Origin of the sequence: Caballeronia sp. Lep1P3 (assembly GCF_022879595.1) — a bacterium.
Taxonomy (GTDB): Bacteria; Pseudomonadota; Gammaproteobacteria; order Burkholderiales; family Burkholderiaceae; genus Caballeronia.
In genome coordinates this window covers 2329465-2346335 of the sequence record NZ_CP084265.1, presented here as the reverse complement: position 1 = coordinate 2346335, position 16871 = coordinate 2329465, and the positions used below count along the sequence as shown (strand labels likewise).

The window sequence follows — 16871 nt, the reverse complement described above, 5'->3', positions numbered from 1 at the left end:
TATCCAGCGTGCCGGCGCTTTGACGCCGACCCGGGTGAGAGCCCTGTGGCACAACCTACGAGGATTTGATGGCAAAGATTGAAGCTTACGCAGCGCGTCCTACGCCGCTGATGTTCGAGAACGAAGAAGGTCAGCGTGCCGCGAGCGCGCTTATCGAGTTTGGCGGCTGGAATCACGTCTCGAAGACGTTGACGCCGATTAGCGTAGAGGCACTCACGCAAAAACCCGGTGCCCCTGTCCTGAACTGGTTCTTCGACAGCCTGGCAGCTGCAGCGGAAGCGGGCGTGCTCGATACCGATGGGCTCGCTGACCAGCTTTTCACGGACAGTGCGGACATTGATGCACTACTTGTATGCGGTCCTTAAGGGACGCCCTAGCAATGGACGAGTGATTCTCTGATGCTACCTGTCCACGTGGACAGCTGGGATGAGAGTACATGACAGAAGATCGAGACTTGCGTAGCCGTCTGGTAGTCGGCGCGAAACGGGATGGTCGCCGGGAATACGATCCGCAAGCCCGCGAGGAACTGGTCCAGTTGTGCATGACGTCCGGCGTTTCGATAGCCCGGACGGCGATGCAATACGGCTTGAACCCGAATCTGTTGCGCGAGTGGATCACGCGCTATCAGAAGACACATGCGGCGCGGAATTCGGCGGATAAGGAACTGAGACCAGCAGACAGGGCATCGCTTGATGTCACGCCGCCTGCCTTGCGGACTGACGCGACCGACGTGCCATCACCATTTGTACCGGTCGTTCAGGGGGCTGTGACGGTTGAACGAGCGGTGTCCGCGCGCACACCATCGATCACGGTTGCCTTGCACATACGTTTGCCTAACGGTGTTGAGTTCGACATCGCAGAGGCGACCATCGACGAGCTGACCACCGTGGTCCAGATGCTCGGGAGGATGCCGTGTTCCGGTTCGACGATAATCTGAAGGTCTACCTGCACCGCGATCCTGTCGACTTCCGCTACGGCATGAACAGTCTGTCGATTCTCGTCGAGCAGTCGATGCGCCTAAATCCGATGGACACGTCGCTTTACATCTTCGGAAACCGACGTCGTGACCGGATAAAGATACTTGGCTGGGACGGCAGTGGTTTCTGGCTTTTTATAAAACGATTGGAGAGCAGCCACTTCATCTGGCCAGACAACAAGGCTGAGATCGTGACGATGACGAGCAACGTGTTGCACGCGTTGCTCGATGGCGATGACATCACCGCGATACGACGGCATCCGAAGCAGGAATATCGCCGCGTGAGCTGAACAGTGAGGCCGTGCGCCGGTCTAACCGGCCATGCCGATCAATGTCACGATCACCGCCGAGGAATTGAAGGCGTTGCTCGCCGAGCGCGATGCTGCTCGTGCATTGCGAGAAGAACAGGAGGCCTTACGCGGCGCCTTGCGGCTTATGACCGCAGAGCGCGATCTTGCTGAGGAGCGACTCCGAGCCTACCGTCGCGAACTGTTCGGCGCCAAGAGCGAGGCACGAGATTCTGATCAACTTGGCTTGTTCAACGAAGCCGAGGTGCTCGGCGCGAACAGCGCGCCTGCTCAAGAAGACACGCCGGAGACGACGGTTGGCGCGCACAAGCGCAAGAAGCGCGGTCACCGCAAGCCGCTTGATCCCAATCTACCGCGCGAGGTCGTGCGGCACGAACTGCCCGAAGCCGAACGCTTTTGCACGAACGATGGACAAGCGCTCGTCGAGATCGGCGCGGAGATCAGCGAGCAGCTCGATGTGATCCCCGAGCAGCTTCGAGTGATCCAACACCAGCGCGTTAAATATGCGTGTCCGTGCTGCGATCTCGGCATCAAGGTCACTCCAGCGCCGCCGCGCATCATCGCGCGCGGACTGTTGAGCGAAGCGGCGCTCGCATGGATCGCCACCGGCAAATATCAGTTCGGCGTGCCGCTCTATCGCCAGGCCGGTTTGCTGTGTCGCTTCGGCGGAGACATCTCGTCGAACACGATCGCCGCCAGCATGGTTCGCGTTGGCCTCGCGACCCAGCCCGTGATCAACCTCATGCGCGATGCGTTGCTTGATGCCGAACTGATCTACTGTGACGAGACGACGTTCCAGGTACTGAAAGAGAAAGGGCGCAAGCCGCAAACGAAGAGCTACCTCTGGGCGCAGATGACCAATTCAGGCATCCCCATCCGCTGCTTCAGCTATACGCCCGGACGCGGTGCCAAGCTGGCCGACAAGCTGTTCACGGGGATCCGCAAGGGCGCCGTTCTGATGACTGATGGCTACGAGCCCTACAACGACATCGCTCAACGCTACGACCTCGTGCACCTCGGGTGTTGGGCACACCTAAGACGGTACTTCATCAAAGCGGAGGAGAACGTGCCGAAAGCCGCGCGTTCGCCCGATCTGCTCGCGACACGCTTCATCACGCTGATCGGCAAGCTGTTCACTGCGGAGGCCCGCTCTAAGAAATGGGCAGCTGAGCGACGACAGCGACTGCGACGTCGATACAGCACGCGCATACTCGACGCCATCTACGCTTTAGCCCTCGCGGAGTCGCCCGGCGTCGTACCAAAAAGTTTGCTCGGAAAGGCACTGACCTATCTGCGCGAGCAGTGGCCGAAGCTGATCCGCTACGTCGAGAACGGCACTTGGGCCATCTCGAACAACCCTTGCGAGAATGCGATTCGCCCCTTCGTCGTCGGGCGCCGCTCATGGCTTTTTAGCGACACCGTAGCGGGGGCGAACGCAAGTGCAAACCTCTACAGCCTGATCGAAACCTGCAAAGCCGGGGGCATCGATCCCTATCGCTACCTTCACTGGTTGTTCCAACGTCTTCCTCTGGCGAGGACCGTTGACGACTACGACGCGCTGCTTCCTTGGAAGATGCCCGCAGATCTCCGCTGACCCGCATTGCTGACGCACATCACGCGCTCTCCACCTTACTCCGAGGGGCGTCGTTCGTGGATCGCGTACCACTACTTGAGCTGATGCGAGATGGCAGCGACATGTATTGGCTCAATGACCGTTACTTTTGGGCGCTTCAAGAGTGCTTCTATTCTGAAGAAGACTGTACTTCGTTCGGCGCGCTCGCCGAGGCCTTTGAGCGGGAACTGCAATTCGCGTAATTGCGTAGCAGGACAACTGCTAAGGGCCAGGCATTGCGTGGCCCTTTTGCATTCGCCCCCGGTACACTGTATAAAAACACAGGTATCGAGGTGAGCGATGCACAAAGAGCGACATGACGAAGCTGCGATTGAGTTTTTCCTAGAGCGCACGGCGATACGCATCGTTGACGGCGGGATGAAACCATTCCTGGCAGAAGGCCTCGCCGCTGTCGACACGAGACGTTACTGTCGGCAGTTGGGCATCAGCGAGCCCATGGACGCGCGCTATCGACTACTGGTTGAAGCGTACGCGAACGATGAACGAGGCCGCGTGCAGCAGTGAGCGGTACTCCGTGCGAACAGATTCCGGATACGACAAAGCCCCACTGGTTTCCCAGCAGGGCTTCGTGCGCTACTATGTCTTTGGTGCCTCGGGCCGGAATCGAACCGGCACTCCTTGCGGAACCGGATTTTGAGTCCGGCGCGTCTACCAATTCCACCACCGAGGCGTCTCGGGCGCCCTCAAATCACGCTAGATTTTTTCCAGCACGCTGAGAATACGCTGAGAAGGCTGACAAAACATAAAACTTTGCTTGTCAGCGAAAACTTTCTCAGTTGCCGCTAAGCCTTGTCACATAAGGCTGAGCAGTTCCTGCACCAACTACCGTGTACCCGGTGCACTAGCTGAACGTCAGAGATTTTGAGTCCCCTGCGTCTACCAATTTCACCACCTGGGCATGCTGTCTTGCGAGTCGGCGATTATGAACGAAAACGCCACGCGCGGCAAGCAGCCGTCATTGACTGAGATACGTGAACGCGCCATTGTGGATGACGCCCATCACGCTCGCGCGCTGATCGAGGCCGACGTGATCGCTCGCGCTCGTATTGACGACGCCGTTCGGCACCACCAGTTCGTGCGCGTGCGCAAGCTCCGAGCGCAGCGCGACGCGGAACGCCTGCGTGCCCGGCTTGGCCGTCCTGAGCGCGCGCCCGGCCGCATCCTGCAGCCGGGGATAGACGCCCGCAGCGTCGCCGGCGAACTGCGTCACCGTGCCCTGGCCGTACTTGTCCTCGTAGGCGCTCACGAACGCGAGCGCCGCCTTCTTCGACGGATGATCGGCGGGCAACGTGCGCGCGACGACCACCGGCTGCGTCGGAAACAGCGTGCCTTCGACGTCCTTGCCGCCGAGCTTGATGAACTCGGGCGTCGCGATGCCGTGCGTCTGATAGATCGCGCCCTTATAGCCGCGCTCGACGAGCGTGCGCTGCGGCAGGACGGTCGGCGTGCCGGCGCCCGCGATCAGCACCGCGTCGGGTTTCGCTGACATCAGTTTGAGGATCTGGCCCGTGACGCTCGCATCGGTGCGGTTGAAGCGCTCGCTCGCGAGGATTCTGATATGCCGCAAATCCGCGAACTTCGTGAATTCGCTGAGCCAGCTATCGCCGTAACTGTCCGCGAAGCCGATGAAACCGACCGTCTTCACGCCGTGGTTCGCCATGTAGCGTGTCATCACGTCGGCCATCGCGCGGTCGGTCTGCGCCATCTTGAACGCCCACACCTTCTTGCCTTCCTGCGGCTCGACGACCGACGCCGAGCCGATCAGCGTGATCATCGGCGTCTGATATTCGGAGACGGGATCGAGCGCGGCGAGCGCCGCCGGCGTGATGTTCGGCCCGACGATCACGTCGACCTTGTCCTCGGTGATGAGCTTGCGGATATTGCGCACCGCCGCGCCGGGGTCCGAGCCGTCGTCGAGGATGATGTACTGCGCGTCCTGACCCGCGATGGTCTTCGGCCACATCAGCATCGCGTTCTTGCTCGTGATGCCGATTGCGGCAGCCGGGCCGGTGCTGGAAAGATCGACGCCGACCTTGATCTGCGCGTGCGCGGCGGCGGTGACGAGCGACAACGCGGCTAAAGCGGCACCGGCCGCGAGCCGGCGCGTGAACTTCGACAACGTCATCGGGAAGTTCTCCAGAGAGGAACGATCGTTTTTATTGATTGAGGCTTCAGAGTTCGTAGCTTTCGTGCTCGCCCGAAAGCGCCTGCTCGATCAGCTTGCGGTTCAGCGACGGCGACAGCAGTTCGACGAGCGTATACACATAGCTGCGCAGATACGCGCCCTGCTTGAGCGCGAGCCGCGTGACGTTCGTGCCGAACAGATGCCCGACGGGCATTGCGCGCAGATGGCGGTCGCGCTCCGGATTGAACGCGATGTCCGCCATGATCCCGACGCCGAGCCCGAGTTCGACGTAAGTCTTGATGACGTCCGCGTCGATGGCCTCGAGCACGATGTCCGGCGTCAGATTGCGCAAACCGAACGCGTGGTTGATTTTCGTGCGCCCGGCGAACGCCGCCTCATACGTGATGAGCGGGTACTGAACGATGTCGTCGAGCGTGAGGAGCTTGCGCTCCAGCAGCGGATGATCCGGCAGCATGACCGCGAGATGCTGCCACTGGAAGCAGGGCAGCGACACGAGTTCCTTGTAGTTCGCGATCGCTTCGGTCGCGATGGCGATGTCCGCCTGATCGTGAATGACCATCTCCGCGACCTGCGTCGGGCTGCCCTGCAGGATCGACAGATGCACCTTCGGAAAGCGCTTCTTGAATTCGGCGATGGCGGCGGGCAGCGAGTAACGCGCCTGCGTGTGGGTTGCCGCAATGACGAGGTTGCCCTGATCCTGCGCCGCGTAGTCCTTGCCGACGCGCTTCAGGCTTTCCACTTCCTGAAGAATCTTCTCGACCGAAGCAAGGATGATCCGCCCCGGCTCGGTCAGCGAGCGCACCCGCTTGCCGTGGCGCGTGAAGATTTCGACGCCGAGTTCGTCTTCCAGCTCGATGATCGCCTTCGAAACGCCCGGCTGCGAGGTGAACAGCGCTTTCGCGGCTTCCGTCAGGTTGAAGTTCTGCCGCACGGCCTCGCGCACGAAGCGGAACTGATGCAGATTCATTTATAACCCACGCGCATATCAAAGTAATTTTTCAGTCGTTTGCAATATATAGCAGGTTTATTACTATCAGTCCAATTTTTCCAATATCCATAGCTGTTTTCGTTATTAGCAAATGAACGTTCCGTCTGAACGGCTGGCGAAACGGCGAATCAATGGATATCTGATGCGCGGCGTAACCTGGGACGCCGGCGTCTAAACAAAAACTTGGGGCCCCCGAATGTACCAATACGATCAGATCGACCAGCGAATCGTTGACGAACGAGTCGCGCAGTACGCCGATCAGGTGCGCCGGCGTCTGTCGGGCGAGTTGAGCGAGGAAGAATTCCGTCCGCTGCGGCTGCAAAACGGCCTGTACATGCAGCGTCATGCGTATATGCACCGCATCGCGATTCCTTACGGCAATCTGCGCTCGGATCAGTTGCGCATGCTCGCGACCATCGCGCGCGAGCACGACCGCGGCTACGGCCACTTCTCGACGCGCACGAACATCCAGTTCAACTGGATCGAGCTGGAAGAAACGCCGGAAATCCTGCGCAAGCTCGCGTCCGTGCAGATGCACGCGATTCAGACGTCCGGCAACTGCATCCGCAACATCACGGCGGACCAGTTCGCCGGCGTCGCGCCGGATGAGACGGTCGATCCGCGTCCGTGGGCCGAAATCATGCGTCAGTGGTCGACGTTCCATCCGGAATTCGCGTGGCTGCCGCGCAAGTTCAAGATCGCGGTGTGCGGCTCGGCGGAAGATCGCGCCGCCGTGCAGATTCACGATCTCGGCGTCTATCTGAAGAAGAACGCGCAGGGCGAAGTCGTCGCGAGCATCCTCGCGGGCGGCGGTCTCGGCCGCACGCCGATCATCGGCGCGGTCATCAAGGAAGATCTGCCGTGGCAGCATCTGCTGACGTATTGCGAAGCCGTGCTGCGCGTCTACAACCGCTACGGCCGCCGCGACAACATGTTCAAGGCGCGCATCAAGATTCTCGTGAAGGCGCTGTCGCCGGAGAAGTTCGCGAAGCAGGTCGAGGAGGAGTGGGCGCATCTGAAGGACAGCCCGTCGACGCTCACGCGCGAGGAAGTCGAGCGCGTGTCGAAGTTCTTCGCGCCGCCGGCTTATGAAAAGCTCGCGGACACCGACGCGTCGTATGAAAAGCATCTGATCGACAGCAAGCCGTTCGCGCGCTGGGTCGAGCGCAACGTGCGCCCGCACAAGATTCCGGGCTATGCGGCGGTCACGCTGTCGCTGAAGCCGACCGGCACCGCGCCCGGCGACGCCACCGACAAGCAGATGGAAGAAGTCGCCAAGCTGGCCGACGCGTTCTCCTTCGGCGAAGTCCGCGTGTCGCACGAGCAGAATCTGATTCTCGCGAATGTGAAGAAGCGCGACCTCTACACGGTCTGGGAACGCGCAAAGGCGGTCGGTTTCGCGAGCTCGAACATCGGCTTGCTGACGGACATCATTTCCTGCCCGGGCGGCGATTTCTGCTCGCTGGCGAATGCGAAGTCGATCCCGATCGCGCAGGCGATCCAGGAGCGCTTCAACGACGCCGACTACGTCTACGACCTGGGCGACCTGTCCATCAACATTTCGGGCTGCATGAACGCGTGCGGTCATCACCACGTCGGCAACATCGGCGTGCTGGGCGTCGATAAGGACGGCTCGGAGTGGTATCAGGTGACGCTCGGCGGCGAGCAAAGCTCCGGCGCGACCGGCGCGCATCTCGGCAAGGTGATCGGACCGTCGTTCTCGGCGCACGAAATGCCGGATGTGGTGTCGAGCGTGATCGATACCTTCGTCGAGCAGCGCATGGAAGGCGAGCGTTTCATCGAAACGTTCAGCCGCATCGGCATCGCGCCGTTCAAGGAGCGCGTGTACGCATCGCGCCAGGCCCACGCTTAAGGATTCGCAGATGACGTTGATTATCAAGAACCGCGCGGTCGTCGAGGACGATTTCACTGTCGTGCGCGCCGCCGAAGACGGCGTGCTGCCCGCAGTCGATGCGTTGCCGGCCGGCAAGATCATCGTGCCGTTCGCGCTGTGGAAGGATCAGAAGGACGCGCTCGCCGCGTCGCGCGCGAAGGACGAACTCGGCGTGTGGCTCGCGCCCGACGACGAACCCGCCGACCTCGTCGCGGACTTCGAAAAGATCGCGCTGATCGCGGTCGACTTCCCGGTGTTTCGCGATGGACGCGGCTTTTCCATCGGCCGCCTCTTGCGCGAGCGTCATCACTGGACGGGCGAACTGCGCGCCATTGGCGACGTGCTGCGCGATCAGGTGTTCTTCCATTTCCGCTGCGGTTTCGATGCTTTCGCGGTGCGCGCGGACAAGGACATCCACGACGCGCTCAACGCGTTCAACGAATTCACCGAGCTGTATCAAGGCGCGAACGATAACCCCGAACCGCTGTTCCGCCGCCGCGCCGCGGTGCTCGCGACGCTCGGAGCCTGAGGCATGACGCCAGAACTGCAAGCCAAGGCGGAACGCCTCGATGCGCTGCTCGATTCGATCGCCGCGCGCCACGCGCGCGTCAAGCTGGCGAGCAGCCTCGCCGCCGAAGACATGGTGCTCACGCACGCGATTCTTTCGCGCGGCGTCGGCATCGGCGTCTTTTCGCTGAACACGGGGCGCCTGCACGCGGAAACGCTCGGCATGCTCGACCGCGTGAAAGAACGCTATGGCTACGACATCGAGCAGTTCCTTCCGCAAGCGGATGCCGTCGATGCCTACGTGCGCGATCACGGCGCGAATGCGTTCTACGAGAGCATCGAGTTGCGCAAGAGTTGCTGCCATATCCGCAAGGTGGAGCCGCTCAACCGCGCCCTCGCCGAGGTCTCCGCGTGGGTCACGGGCCAGCGCCGCGAGCAGTCGGTGACGCGCGCCGAGCTGCACGAGGAAGAACACGACGCGCCGCGCGGCATCGCCAAGTTCAATCCGCTCGCGGACTGGACCGAAGCCGACGTGTGGGACTACCTGAAAGCGTTCGACGTGCCGGTGAACCCGCTCCATGCGCGCGGCTATCCGAGCATCGGCTGCGAGCCGTGCACGCGCGCCGTGCGTCCCGGCGAGGACAGTCGCGCGGGGCGCTGGTGGTGGGAATCGCGCGATACGAAGGAATGCGGGCTGCATATGACGAACCTGAGCACGAACCTGAGCAGCATCAAGATCGTGAAAGAAGCGCCAAGCTCCGCGATCTGAGTGCACGAAGAAGCACCCAGGCGCGAAGACGCCGCATCAAACCCTGTTACCGAACGCGGCGCGTTAGCGAGGCGCCGCAAAGAAAAGGATCGACGAACATGAGCACCACGCTCGACCCCAACGTCACCGCCCCGATCGTCAATCAGGCGACGCGGATGGACCATCTCGACTGGCTCGAAGCCGAGTCGATCCACATCCTGCGCGAACTCGTCGCGGAGTGCAGCAAGCCCGCGCTGCTGTTCTCGGGCGGCAAGGATTCGGTGGTCGTGCTGCATCTCGCGCTGAAGGCCTTCGGTCTCGGCGCGGGCCGCAAGACGGTGCTGCCGTTCCCGCTCGTGCATATCGATACGGGCCACAACTTCGACGAAGTCATCGACTTCCGCGACCGCCGCGCGGCCGAAATCGGCGCGGAACTCGTCGTCGGCCATGTCGAGGATTCGATCAAAAAGGGCACCGTGCGCCTGCGCCGCGAGACGGATTCGCGTAACGCCGCGCAAGCGGTGACGCTGCTGGAAACCATCGAGCAATACGGCTACACGGCGATGATCGGCGGCGCGCGCCGCGACGAAGAAAAGGCGCGCGCGAAGGAACGCATTTTCTCGTTCCGCGACGAATTCGGCCAGTGGGACCCGAAGGCGCAGCGCCCGGAACTGTGGAGCCTCTACAACGCGCGTCTGCATGCCGGCGAGCATCTGCGCGTGTTCCCGATCTCGAACTGGACCGAACTCGACGTGTGGCAATACATCGCCCGCGAAAAGCTTGAACTGCCGTCGATCTACTACGCGCATGAGCGCGAGATCGTGCGCCGCAACGGGCTGCTCGTGCCGGTCACGCCGCTTACGCCGGTGCGCGAAGGCGAGACGCCGGAGATCGCGCAGGTGCGCTTTCGCACCGTCGGCGATATCAGCTGCACCTGCCCGGTCGCGAGCGATGCCGACGATGTCGAGAAGATCATCGCGGAAACGGCCGTGACGGAGATCACCGAGCGCGGCGCCACGCGCATGGACGATCAGGCGTCCGAAGCCGCGATGGAACAGCGCAAGAAGCAGGGCTACTTCTAAGCAACGCCCAAGGAACGAACGAATCATGAGCATCTATCAAGCTGAAGACCTGGGCGTGCTGCGTTTCATCACGGCGGGTTCCGTCGACGACGGCAAGAGCACGCTGATCGGCCGCCTGCTGTACGACAGCAAGGCTGTCTTGTCGGACCAGTTGTCCGCCATCTCGCGCGCGAAGAACAAGCGCACGGTCGGCGATGAAATCGATCTGTCGCTGCTCACCGACGGCCTCGAAGCCGAGCGCGAGCAGGGCATCACGATCGACGTCGCCTACCGCTATTTCGCGACGGCGAAGCGCAAGTTCATCATCGCCGATACGCCGGGCCACGAGCAGTACACGCGCAACATGGTGACGGGCGCATCCACGGCGCATGCCGCGATCATTCTCGTCGATGCCACGCGCGTCACGTTCGAAGACGGCGCCGCGCAACTGCTGCCGCAGACCAAGCGCCATAGCGCGATCGTGAAGCTGCTCGGGCTTCAGCATGTGATCGTCGCGATCAACAAGATGGACCTCGTCGAGTACAGCGAAACGCGCTTCAACGAGATTCGCGATGCGTATGTCGCGCTCGCGCGTCAGCTCGGTATTGCCGACGTGCGCTTCGTGCCGGTGTCCGCGCTCAAGGGCGACAACATCGTGACCGCGAGCGAGCGCATGCCGTGGTACGCGGGCGAGCCGCTGCTCGATCTGCTCGAATCGCTGCCGGTCGCGCAGCCGAACGATCAGGCGCTGCGCTTTCCGGTGCAATGGGTCGCGCGTCAGGACGGCTCGCAGGCCGACGACTTCCGCGGCTACATGGGCCGCGTCGAGGCGGGCGAAGTCCGCGTGGGCGACGCGCTCACCGTGCTGCCGGGCAATCGCCGGGCGACGGTCGCGGAAATCATCGCGCCGGTGCCGGGCGGCGTAAGCCCGGTGGATCGCGCGTTCGCGGGTCAGACGGTCACGATTCGTCTGACCGAGGATGTCGATGTGTCGCGCGGCGATACGTTCGTTCCGGCCGCCGAAACGGTCGATCCCGCGAAGAAGCTCGAAGCCGACCTGTGCTGGTTCGACGAAGAGCCGCTTTCATCGCAGCGCAAATATCTGCTGAAGCAGACGACGAACACGGTGTTCGCGCGCATCGGCGCGGTGAAGGAAGTGCTCGACGTGCATACGCTCTCGCATTCGGTGGACCGCACCACGCTCGCGATGAACGACATCGGCCGCGTGGCGCTCACGCTGCAAAAGCCGATCGTCGCGGACGAGTACGACACGCATCAGGGCACGGGCGCGTTCGTGCTGATCGACGAGGCGACGCATCACACGGTCGCCGCCGGCATGATTCGCGCGATTTCTGCATAATTGACGGACTGAGCGACGGATTGAGCGACGGATGAACGACATGGGCAAGGTCTATTTGATCGGAGCGGGACCGGGCGCGGCGGATCTCATCACCGTGCGCGGCATGCGCTTGCTCGAACAGGCCGACGTGGTGCTGCACGACGCGCTCATCGAGCCGGCGATGCTCGACTACGCGCCGAACGCGAAGCGCATTGCGGTCGGCAAGCGCTGCGGCCAGCGCTCGACGGCCCAGCATTTCATCAACAAGCAGATCGTCGATGCCGCGCGCGAGCATGGCGTCGTCGTGCGTCTGAAGGGCGGCGATCCGATGCTCTTCGGCCGCGCCGACGAGGAAATGCGCGCGCTGGAAGCGGCGGGCATCGAGTTCGAAGTGGTGCCGGGCATCACGGCGGCGCTCGCGAGCGCGGCGGCGCTCAAGCGCTCGCTGACGTTGCGCGGTGTGTCGCGCAGCGTCGCGCTCGCGACGCACAGCCGCGCCGCCGACAGCGACGAGATCCGCGAGCAGGCGAAGGCGGATTCGCTCGTGTTTTACATGGGCCGCGACAGCGCGGCGGACATTGCGCAACAACTGATCGACGCCGGACGGCCGGGCTCGACGGCGGTGGCGATCGTCGAGGCGTGCAGCACGCCGCGCGAACGCACGCTGACGCTGACGCTTGCGCGCATGGCGCTCGGCGAGGCGCAGGAATGGCTCGATCCGTCGCAGCCGAGTTTGCTGATGATAGGAGAGGCGTTTCGCGAGCGGGCGTCGGCGGGCAAGCCGAAAGTCCACTTGAAGGGAATGCAGGCGGCGGCTTGATCGGCTAATGCTGTCGAGCGGTCAGACAAAAAGCGCATCGGAGACGATGCGCTTTTTTTGCGCCGCGAGTGGCGCGTGCGTTGGAAATCGCGTTACGCCTGCAACTGCCTCACACAATATCCCGCCACGGCATCCAGCACCGCCTCGTCCTCGCCCACCGCAGTCGCGCAATGAATGACGATGCCCGGATGAGCCGCGCGGCATCGCTCGACGATCTCGGGCAAATCCCGCCGCACATGCCCGCCTTGCCCGAAGAACACTGGGACGACCGTGATCGCGTCGCATCCGTCGGCGGCTTGCGCATCGACGGCCGAAGGCAGATCGGGCGTCATCAATTCGAGAAAAGCGAGCGAAACCGGATCGCCGCGCATGGCGCGCAGCTTTTGCGCGAGCCGCTCGAAGGGCTCGGCCCAGCGCGGATCGCGTGCGCCGTGACCGAACAGGATGATGCCGTGCCTGTTCATCGCGTTCTCCTTCGTTGCGCGGCTCAGTGCCGCTCGACCCACTTCAGCCCGAGCAATCCGATAGCCAGATAAGCCAGCGCGGGCGCCGCAGCCGTGATCGGCGCGGGCCACGTATTCAACGTGCCGATGTGTGAGAAGAGCGTATTGAACAACTGGAAGCTCATGCCGATCATGATGCCGCCGAACACCTTCACGCCGACCACGCCCGCGCGCGTGTGCAGATACGCGAACGGCAGCGACAGCACCAGCATCACGAACACCGCGAAGGGATACAGAATCTTGCGCCAGAAGGCAATCTGATACCGCTGCGTATCCTGATGGTTTTCCGTCAGATGCTGGATATAGCGGAAGAGATTGAACATCGACATGCGATCCGGCGACACCAGCAGCACCGACAGAATCTGCGGCGTCAGTTCGGAGCGCAGCGAGTATTCGGGCAGCGCCGTCTGCTTGGCGCGATAGACGGGACTGAGCGCATCGCCGGAATTCGCGGATTGCGGCGGCGCGGCGATCAGTTGCGTCTCGGTCACGCCCGAGAGCTTCCAGTGGCCGGGCGGCTGAAAGACGCCGCTCTTCGCGATCCGCACGTTTGAAAGCCGGAACTTCGAATCGAACTCGTAGATGCGGACATCGGCGATGGTCGTGTCGGGATTGAGCGTGCCGACGTTCACGAAGCGCGTGACCTGCTCGCCGTTTTCCTTCGCGTTGAGCGTGTCCTTCACCCAGACGCCCGACTGAAAGTTCGACGACACCGACGAACCCAGCGCTTCGAGCCGCACACGTTCGGACAACTGATCGGCATACGGCCCGACCACTTCCCCGATGATGTACGTGATAAGCACGAGCGGCACGCCGATTTTCAAAAGCGAGCGCAGCGCCGCGCCGGTGGACAGACCCGACACGCGGAAGATGGTGAATTCGGACGCCGCCGCCATCTGCGCGAACACGTAGATGGCCGAGATGAGCGCGGCGACCGGAATGATTTCGTAGAAGCGCGACGGCGTCTGCAGCGCGACGCGCAGCACCGCGAGCGTGAACTTGTAATTGCCGTGGCCGACCGTGTTCAGTTCGTTGATCAGGTCGAAGAAGAAGAACAGGCCCGAGAACGCGAACAGGATGAAGATGAACGCGAGATAAATCTGGCGCGCGAAGTATCGTTCGTAGATACGCATTGCGTCAGGCTCCCTTCGAGCGCGCGAAGCTCGCGCGTGTGAAGAGCGGCCGGTTGCGCACGCGCAGCCAGAAGATGAACGCGACGAGCGCGAACACGAGCGCATGCAGCCCGACGATGCCGACGCCGAACGACAGCTTCCCTTGCTCGATCCACGACTGCACGACGTTCAGCAGATTCGAATACGTGAGGTAAATGAGCACGGCCATCACGAGGTTGATGGTCCGGCTGCGGCGCGGGTTCTGGTAGGACAGCGGAATGGCAAGCAGCATCAGATTGATGGCGATGAGCGGCAGGCCGATGCGCCAGGCGAATTCGGCGAGATTTTCGCGGGTCGGATTGGCGAGCAGATCGGGCGTGGAGATGCCTGTCGTCGTAGGCGTGTTGACCACCTGATGATTCAGGATCTTGACGCCATAGCGCTCGAATTCGGTAATGCGAAAGTTCGGCTGACCGGGCTCGCCGTCATAACGCCGGCCGTTTTCGAGCACGATGAAGCGGTCGCCGTCCGGGCGCGTTTCGGTGTGGCCGTCCTTCGAGACGATCACGTTCACCTTGCCGCCTTCGGTGCTCGTGACGAACACGTTCTCCACATGCCCCTGATCCGGCGACATCTTCTCGATGAAGAACACGCGATGGCTCGACGGCGATTCGCGGAACTGGCCGGGCGCGAGCAGCGACACTTCATCGCGCTGCTGAAAGCGCGCCTTGATGAGCTTGCTCTGCTGGTTGGACCACGGCCAGCCGACGAACGCGAAGAAGACGATGAGAATGATGATCGGCGTCGCGAACATTGCGATCGGTTTGATGAGTTGCGTCTGACTGACGCCCGAGGCGAGCCATACGACCATCTCCGAATCGCGATACCAGCGCGTGAGCACGAAGAGAATGGACACGAAGAGCGTCACGATCAGCATGACCGCGAGATAACCGATGACGGTGAGCCCGATCAGCACCACGACGTCGCGCGGATCGATCTGACCTTGCGCCGCGAAGCCGACGATGCGGATCATCATCGTCGTGAGCATGATCGTGAGCAGCACCATGAACACGGCGCCGGCCGTATACGCGAGTTCGCGCTGCAGGGAGCGTTCGAAGATCATTGATTTGTGCTTGAGGCCGGCGGCGATGCGGCTACGCTTTGACAGACCCGTGGGATGACGCTTCGTTCCCCGGCGCCGCGAGCCTGTGACCGCCGCGGTAAAAATAGCGGATAATTGCGGCTTTCATCCTTCAGCCTGGATTTTACCGAGGATAAGCGCGATGGACTTTAGCATAAAAGCCTGTGATTGGAGCAAAGGCGAGGCAAATGGTTTCCTGACGGGGAAGGCCGATGTCATCGTGCTCGGCGTGTTCGAAGCACAGACGCTCACGGGCGCCGCACGCGTCATGGATGTGGCGACCAAGGGCCTCATTTCGCGCATCGTGAAGGCAGGCGACATGAACGGCCGCGCGGGCACCACGCTGATGGTGCCGGAAGTCACGGGCATCGGCGCGGCGCGCGTGCTGCTCGTCGGCCTCGGCAAGCAGGACGCGTTCAACCAGAAGGCGTATGGCGAAGCCGTGCGCGCTGCGTGGCGCGTGATTCTCGGCACGAAGATCGCACAAGTGACCTTCTCGCTCGCGCAACTGCCCATCCTCGAGCGCAGCGGCGACTGGGCCGTGCGCGCCGCCATCCTCGCGCTGCGCGAGCTGACGTACAAGTTCACGCAGATGAAGAGCAAGCCGGACAACGGCGCGCGCTCGCTCAGGAAGGTCGTCTTCAGCATCGATCCCGCCGACGAAAAAGCGGGCCGCGTCGCGGTCAAACAGAGCGTCGCGATCGCAAACGGCATGGACCTCACGCGCGATCTCGGCAATCTGCCGCCGAATATCTGCACGCCGACGTATCTCGGCCAGACGGCGAAGAAGCTCGGCCGCGACTGGAAGCTGAAGGTCGACGTGCTCGGCCAGAAACAGATCGAAGCGCTCAACATGGGCTCGTTCCTTTCGGTGGCGAAGGGTTCCGTGCAGCCGCCGCAGTTCATCGTGATGCAGTATCAGGGCGCGGGCGCGGCCGAAACCGGCAAGGCGCGCGGCAAGAACGGATCGGGCGCGCCGATCGTGCTGGTCGGCAAGGGCATCACGTTCGATTCGGGCGGCATCTCGATCAAGCCCGGCGAGTCGATGGACGAGATGAAGTACGACATGTGCGGTGCCGGCTCCGTCTTCGGCACGATGCGCGCCGTCGCGGAAATGGGCCTGAAGCTCAACGTGATCGGCATCGTGCCGACGTGCGAGAACATGCCCGCGGGCAACGCGGTGAAGCCCGGCGACATCATCACCGCGATGAACGGCACGACCATCGAAGTGCTCAATACCGACGCCGAAGGCCGCCTGATCCTGTGCGACGCGCTCACGTATGCGGAGCGCTTCAAGCCGGCCGCCGTCGTGGATATCGCGACGCTCACGGGGGCGTGCATCATCGCGCTCGGTCATCACAATACGGGCCTTTTCTCGAAGGACGACGCGCTCGCGGGCGAGTTGCTCGACGCATCGCGCGAAGCCGTCGATCCCGCGTGGCGCCTGCCGCTCGACGACGAATATCAGGAGCAGCTCAAGTCGAATTTCGCGGATGTCGCGAATATCGGCGGGCGTCCGGCCGGCAGCGTGACGGCGGCGTGTTTCCTGTCGCGTTTCGCGCAGAACTATCCGTGGGCGCATCTCGATATCGCCGGGACCGCGTGGAAGAGCGGGGCGGCGAAGGGCGCGACGGGCCGGCCGGTGCCGCTGCTCTCGCAGTTCCTGATCGATCGCGCGGGGCAGTGAGAGACGAG

At 62.5% G+C, this 16871-nt stretch carries 17 protein-coding genes and 1 tRNA gene; 12 read left to right on the top strand and 6 right to left on the bottom strand.

Annotated features, from left to right (window positions below; translation table 11 throughout):
* Positions 1–68 precede the first annotated feature (68 nt).
* From LDZ27_RS11020 to LDZ27_RS11000, 5 genes are all read left to right on the top strand, one after another.
* Positions 69–365: a hypothetical protein gene (locus LDZ27_RS11020; RefSeq protein ID WP_244814115.1), complete on the top strand. Its 297-nt coding sequence runs from the start codon at positions 69–71 to the stop codon at positions 363–365.
* A gap of 71 nt (positions 366–436) precedes the next feature.
* A complete protein-coding gene (locus tag LDZ27_RS11015; RefSeq protein ID WP_244814114.1) occupies positions 437–937 on the top strand; it encodes a transposase in 501 nt (166 codons plus the stop codon).
* On the top strand, positions 913–1266 hold the full coding sequence (tnpB, locus tag LDZ27_RS11010; RefSeq protein WP_244814113.1) for an IS66 family insertion sequence element accessory protein TnpB: 354 nt from the start codon (positions 913–915) through the stop codon (positions 1264–1266). Before LDZ27_RS11015 ends, tnpB begins: the two co-directional genes overlap by 25 nt.
* A gap of 31 nt (positions 1267–1297) precedes the next feature.
* Positions 1298–2878, top strand: coding sequence for an IS66 family transposase (locus tag LDZ27_RS11005; RefSeq protein ID WP_244814112.1), 1581 nt, complete (start codon positions 1298–1300; stop codon positions 2876–2878).
* A gap of 318 nt (positions 2879–3196) precedes the next feature.
* Positions 3197–3421 carry a hypothetical protein gene (locus LDZ27_RS11000; protein ID WP_244814111.1) on the top strand — a complete coding sequence of 75 codons (225 nt, stop codon included), beginning with the start codon at positions 3197–3199 and terminating at the stop codon, positions 3419–3421.
* A gap of 81 nt (positions 3422–3502) precedes the next feature.
* Here LDZ27_RS11000 and LDZ27_RS10995 read toward each other — a convergent pair.
* The 3 genes from LDZ27_RS10995 to LDZ27_RS10985 all read right to left on the bottom strand — a co-directional run bounded on the left by LDZ27_RS10995 (position 3503) and on the right by LDZ27_RS10985 (position 6030).
* Positions 3503–3587 (bottom strand) — tRNA-Leu (locus tag LDZ27_RS10995).
* Positions 3588–3872: 285 nt separating this feature from the next.
* Entirely contained in the window at positions 3873–5042 is a 1170-nt protein-coding gene (locus tag LDZ27_RS10990) for an ABC transporter substrate-binding protein (protein ID WP_244814110.1), read from the bottom strand.
* Between the two features lie 46 nt (positions 5043–5088).
* Positions 5089–6030: a CysB family HTH-type transcriptional regulator gene (locus LDZ27_RS10985; protein WP_244814109.1), complete on the bottom strand. Its 942-nt coding sequence runs from the start codon at positions 6028–6030 to the stop codon at positions 5089–5091.
* A gap of 217 nt (positions 6031–6247) precedes the next feature.
* Between LDZ27_RS10985 and LDZ27_RS10980 the strand changes: the two genes are divergently transcribed.
* The 6 genes from LDZ27_RS10980 (at position 6248) to cobA (ending at position 12420) form a co-directional block, all read left to right on the top strand.
* Positions 6248–7924, top strand: coding sequence for a nitrite/sulfite reductase (locus tag LDZ27_RS10980; RefSeq protein ID WP_244814108.1), 1677 nt, complete (start codon positions 6248–6250; stop codon positions 7922–7924).
* Between the two features lie 10 nt (positions 7925–7934).
* Entirely contained in the window at positions 7935–8474 is a 540-nt protein-coding gene (locus LDZ27_RS10975) for a DUF934 domain-containing protein (protein ID WP_244814107.1), read from the top strand.
* Positions 8475–8477: 3 nt separating this feature from the next.
* Positions 8478–9221 (top strand): phosphoadenylyl-sulfate reductase, encoded by a 744-nt coding sequence (locus LDZ27_RS10970; protein ID WP_244814106.1) that lies wholly within the window; start codon positions 8478–8480, stop codon positions 9219–9221.
* A 98-nt stretch (positions 9222–9319) separates the two neighbouring features.
* Complete coding sequence (cysD, locus tag LDZ27_RS10965) at positions 9320–10282, top strand: sulfate adenylyltransferase subunit CysD (protein WP_244814105.1); 963 nt, start codon at positions 9320–9322, stop codon at positions 10280–10282.
* A gap of 25 nt (positions 10283–10307) precedes the next feature.
* Entirely contained in the window at positions 10308–11621 is a 1314-nt protein-coding gene (locus LDZ27_RS10960; RefSeq protein WP_370653301.1) for a sulfate adenylyltransferase subunit 1, read from the top strand.
* 40 nt (positions 11622–11661) lie between these two features.
* Complete coding sequence (cobA, locus tag LDZ27_RS10955) at positions 11662–12420, top strand: uroporphyrinogen-III C-methyltransferase (RefSeq protein ID WP_244816126.1); 759 nt, start codon at positions 11662–11664, stop codon at positions 12418–12420.
* A 92-nt stretch (positions 12421–12512) separates the two neighbouring features.
* Here the strand turns inward: cobA and LDZ27_RS10950 are convergent, their stop codons facing one another.
* The 3 genes from LDZ27_RS10950 to lptF are packed head-to-tail and all read right to left on the bottom strand — an operon-like array spanning position 12513 to position 15158.
* A complete protein-coding gene (locus LDZ27_RS10950) occupies positions 12513–12884 on the bottom strand; it encodes a sirohydrochlorin chelatase (protein WP_244814104.1) in 372 nt (123 codons plus the stop codon).
* 23 nt (positions 12885–12907) lie between these two features.
* Positions 12908–14056: an LPS export ABC transporter permease LptG gene (gene lptG / locus LDZ27_RS10945; RefSeq protein ID WP_244814103.1), complete on the bottom strand. Its 1149-nt coding sequence runs from the start codon at positions 14054–14056 to the stop codon at positions 12908–12910.
* A gap of 4 nt (positions 14057–14060) precedes the next feature.
* Positions 14061–15158, bottom strand: a complete 1098-nt coding sequence (gene lptF / locus LDZ27_RS10940; protein WP_244814102.1) for an LPS export ABC transporter permease LptF — start codon at positions 15156–15158, stop codon at positions 14061–14063.
* Between the two features lie 160 nt (positions 15159–15318).
* On the opposite strand from lptF, the gene LDZ27_RS10935 reads away from it, so the two are divergent.
* The gene (locus LDZ27_RS10935) at positions 15319–16863 is read left to right on the top strand and encodes a leucyl aminopeptidase (RefSeq protein WP_244814101.1); all 1545 of its coding nucleotides are present in this window, start codon (positions 15319–15321) and stop codon (positions 16861–16863) included.
* Positions 16864–16871 lie beyond the last annotated feature (8 nt).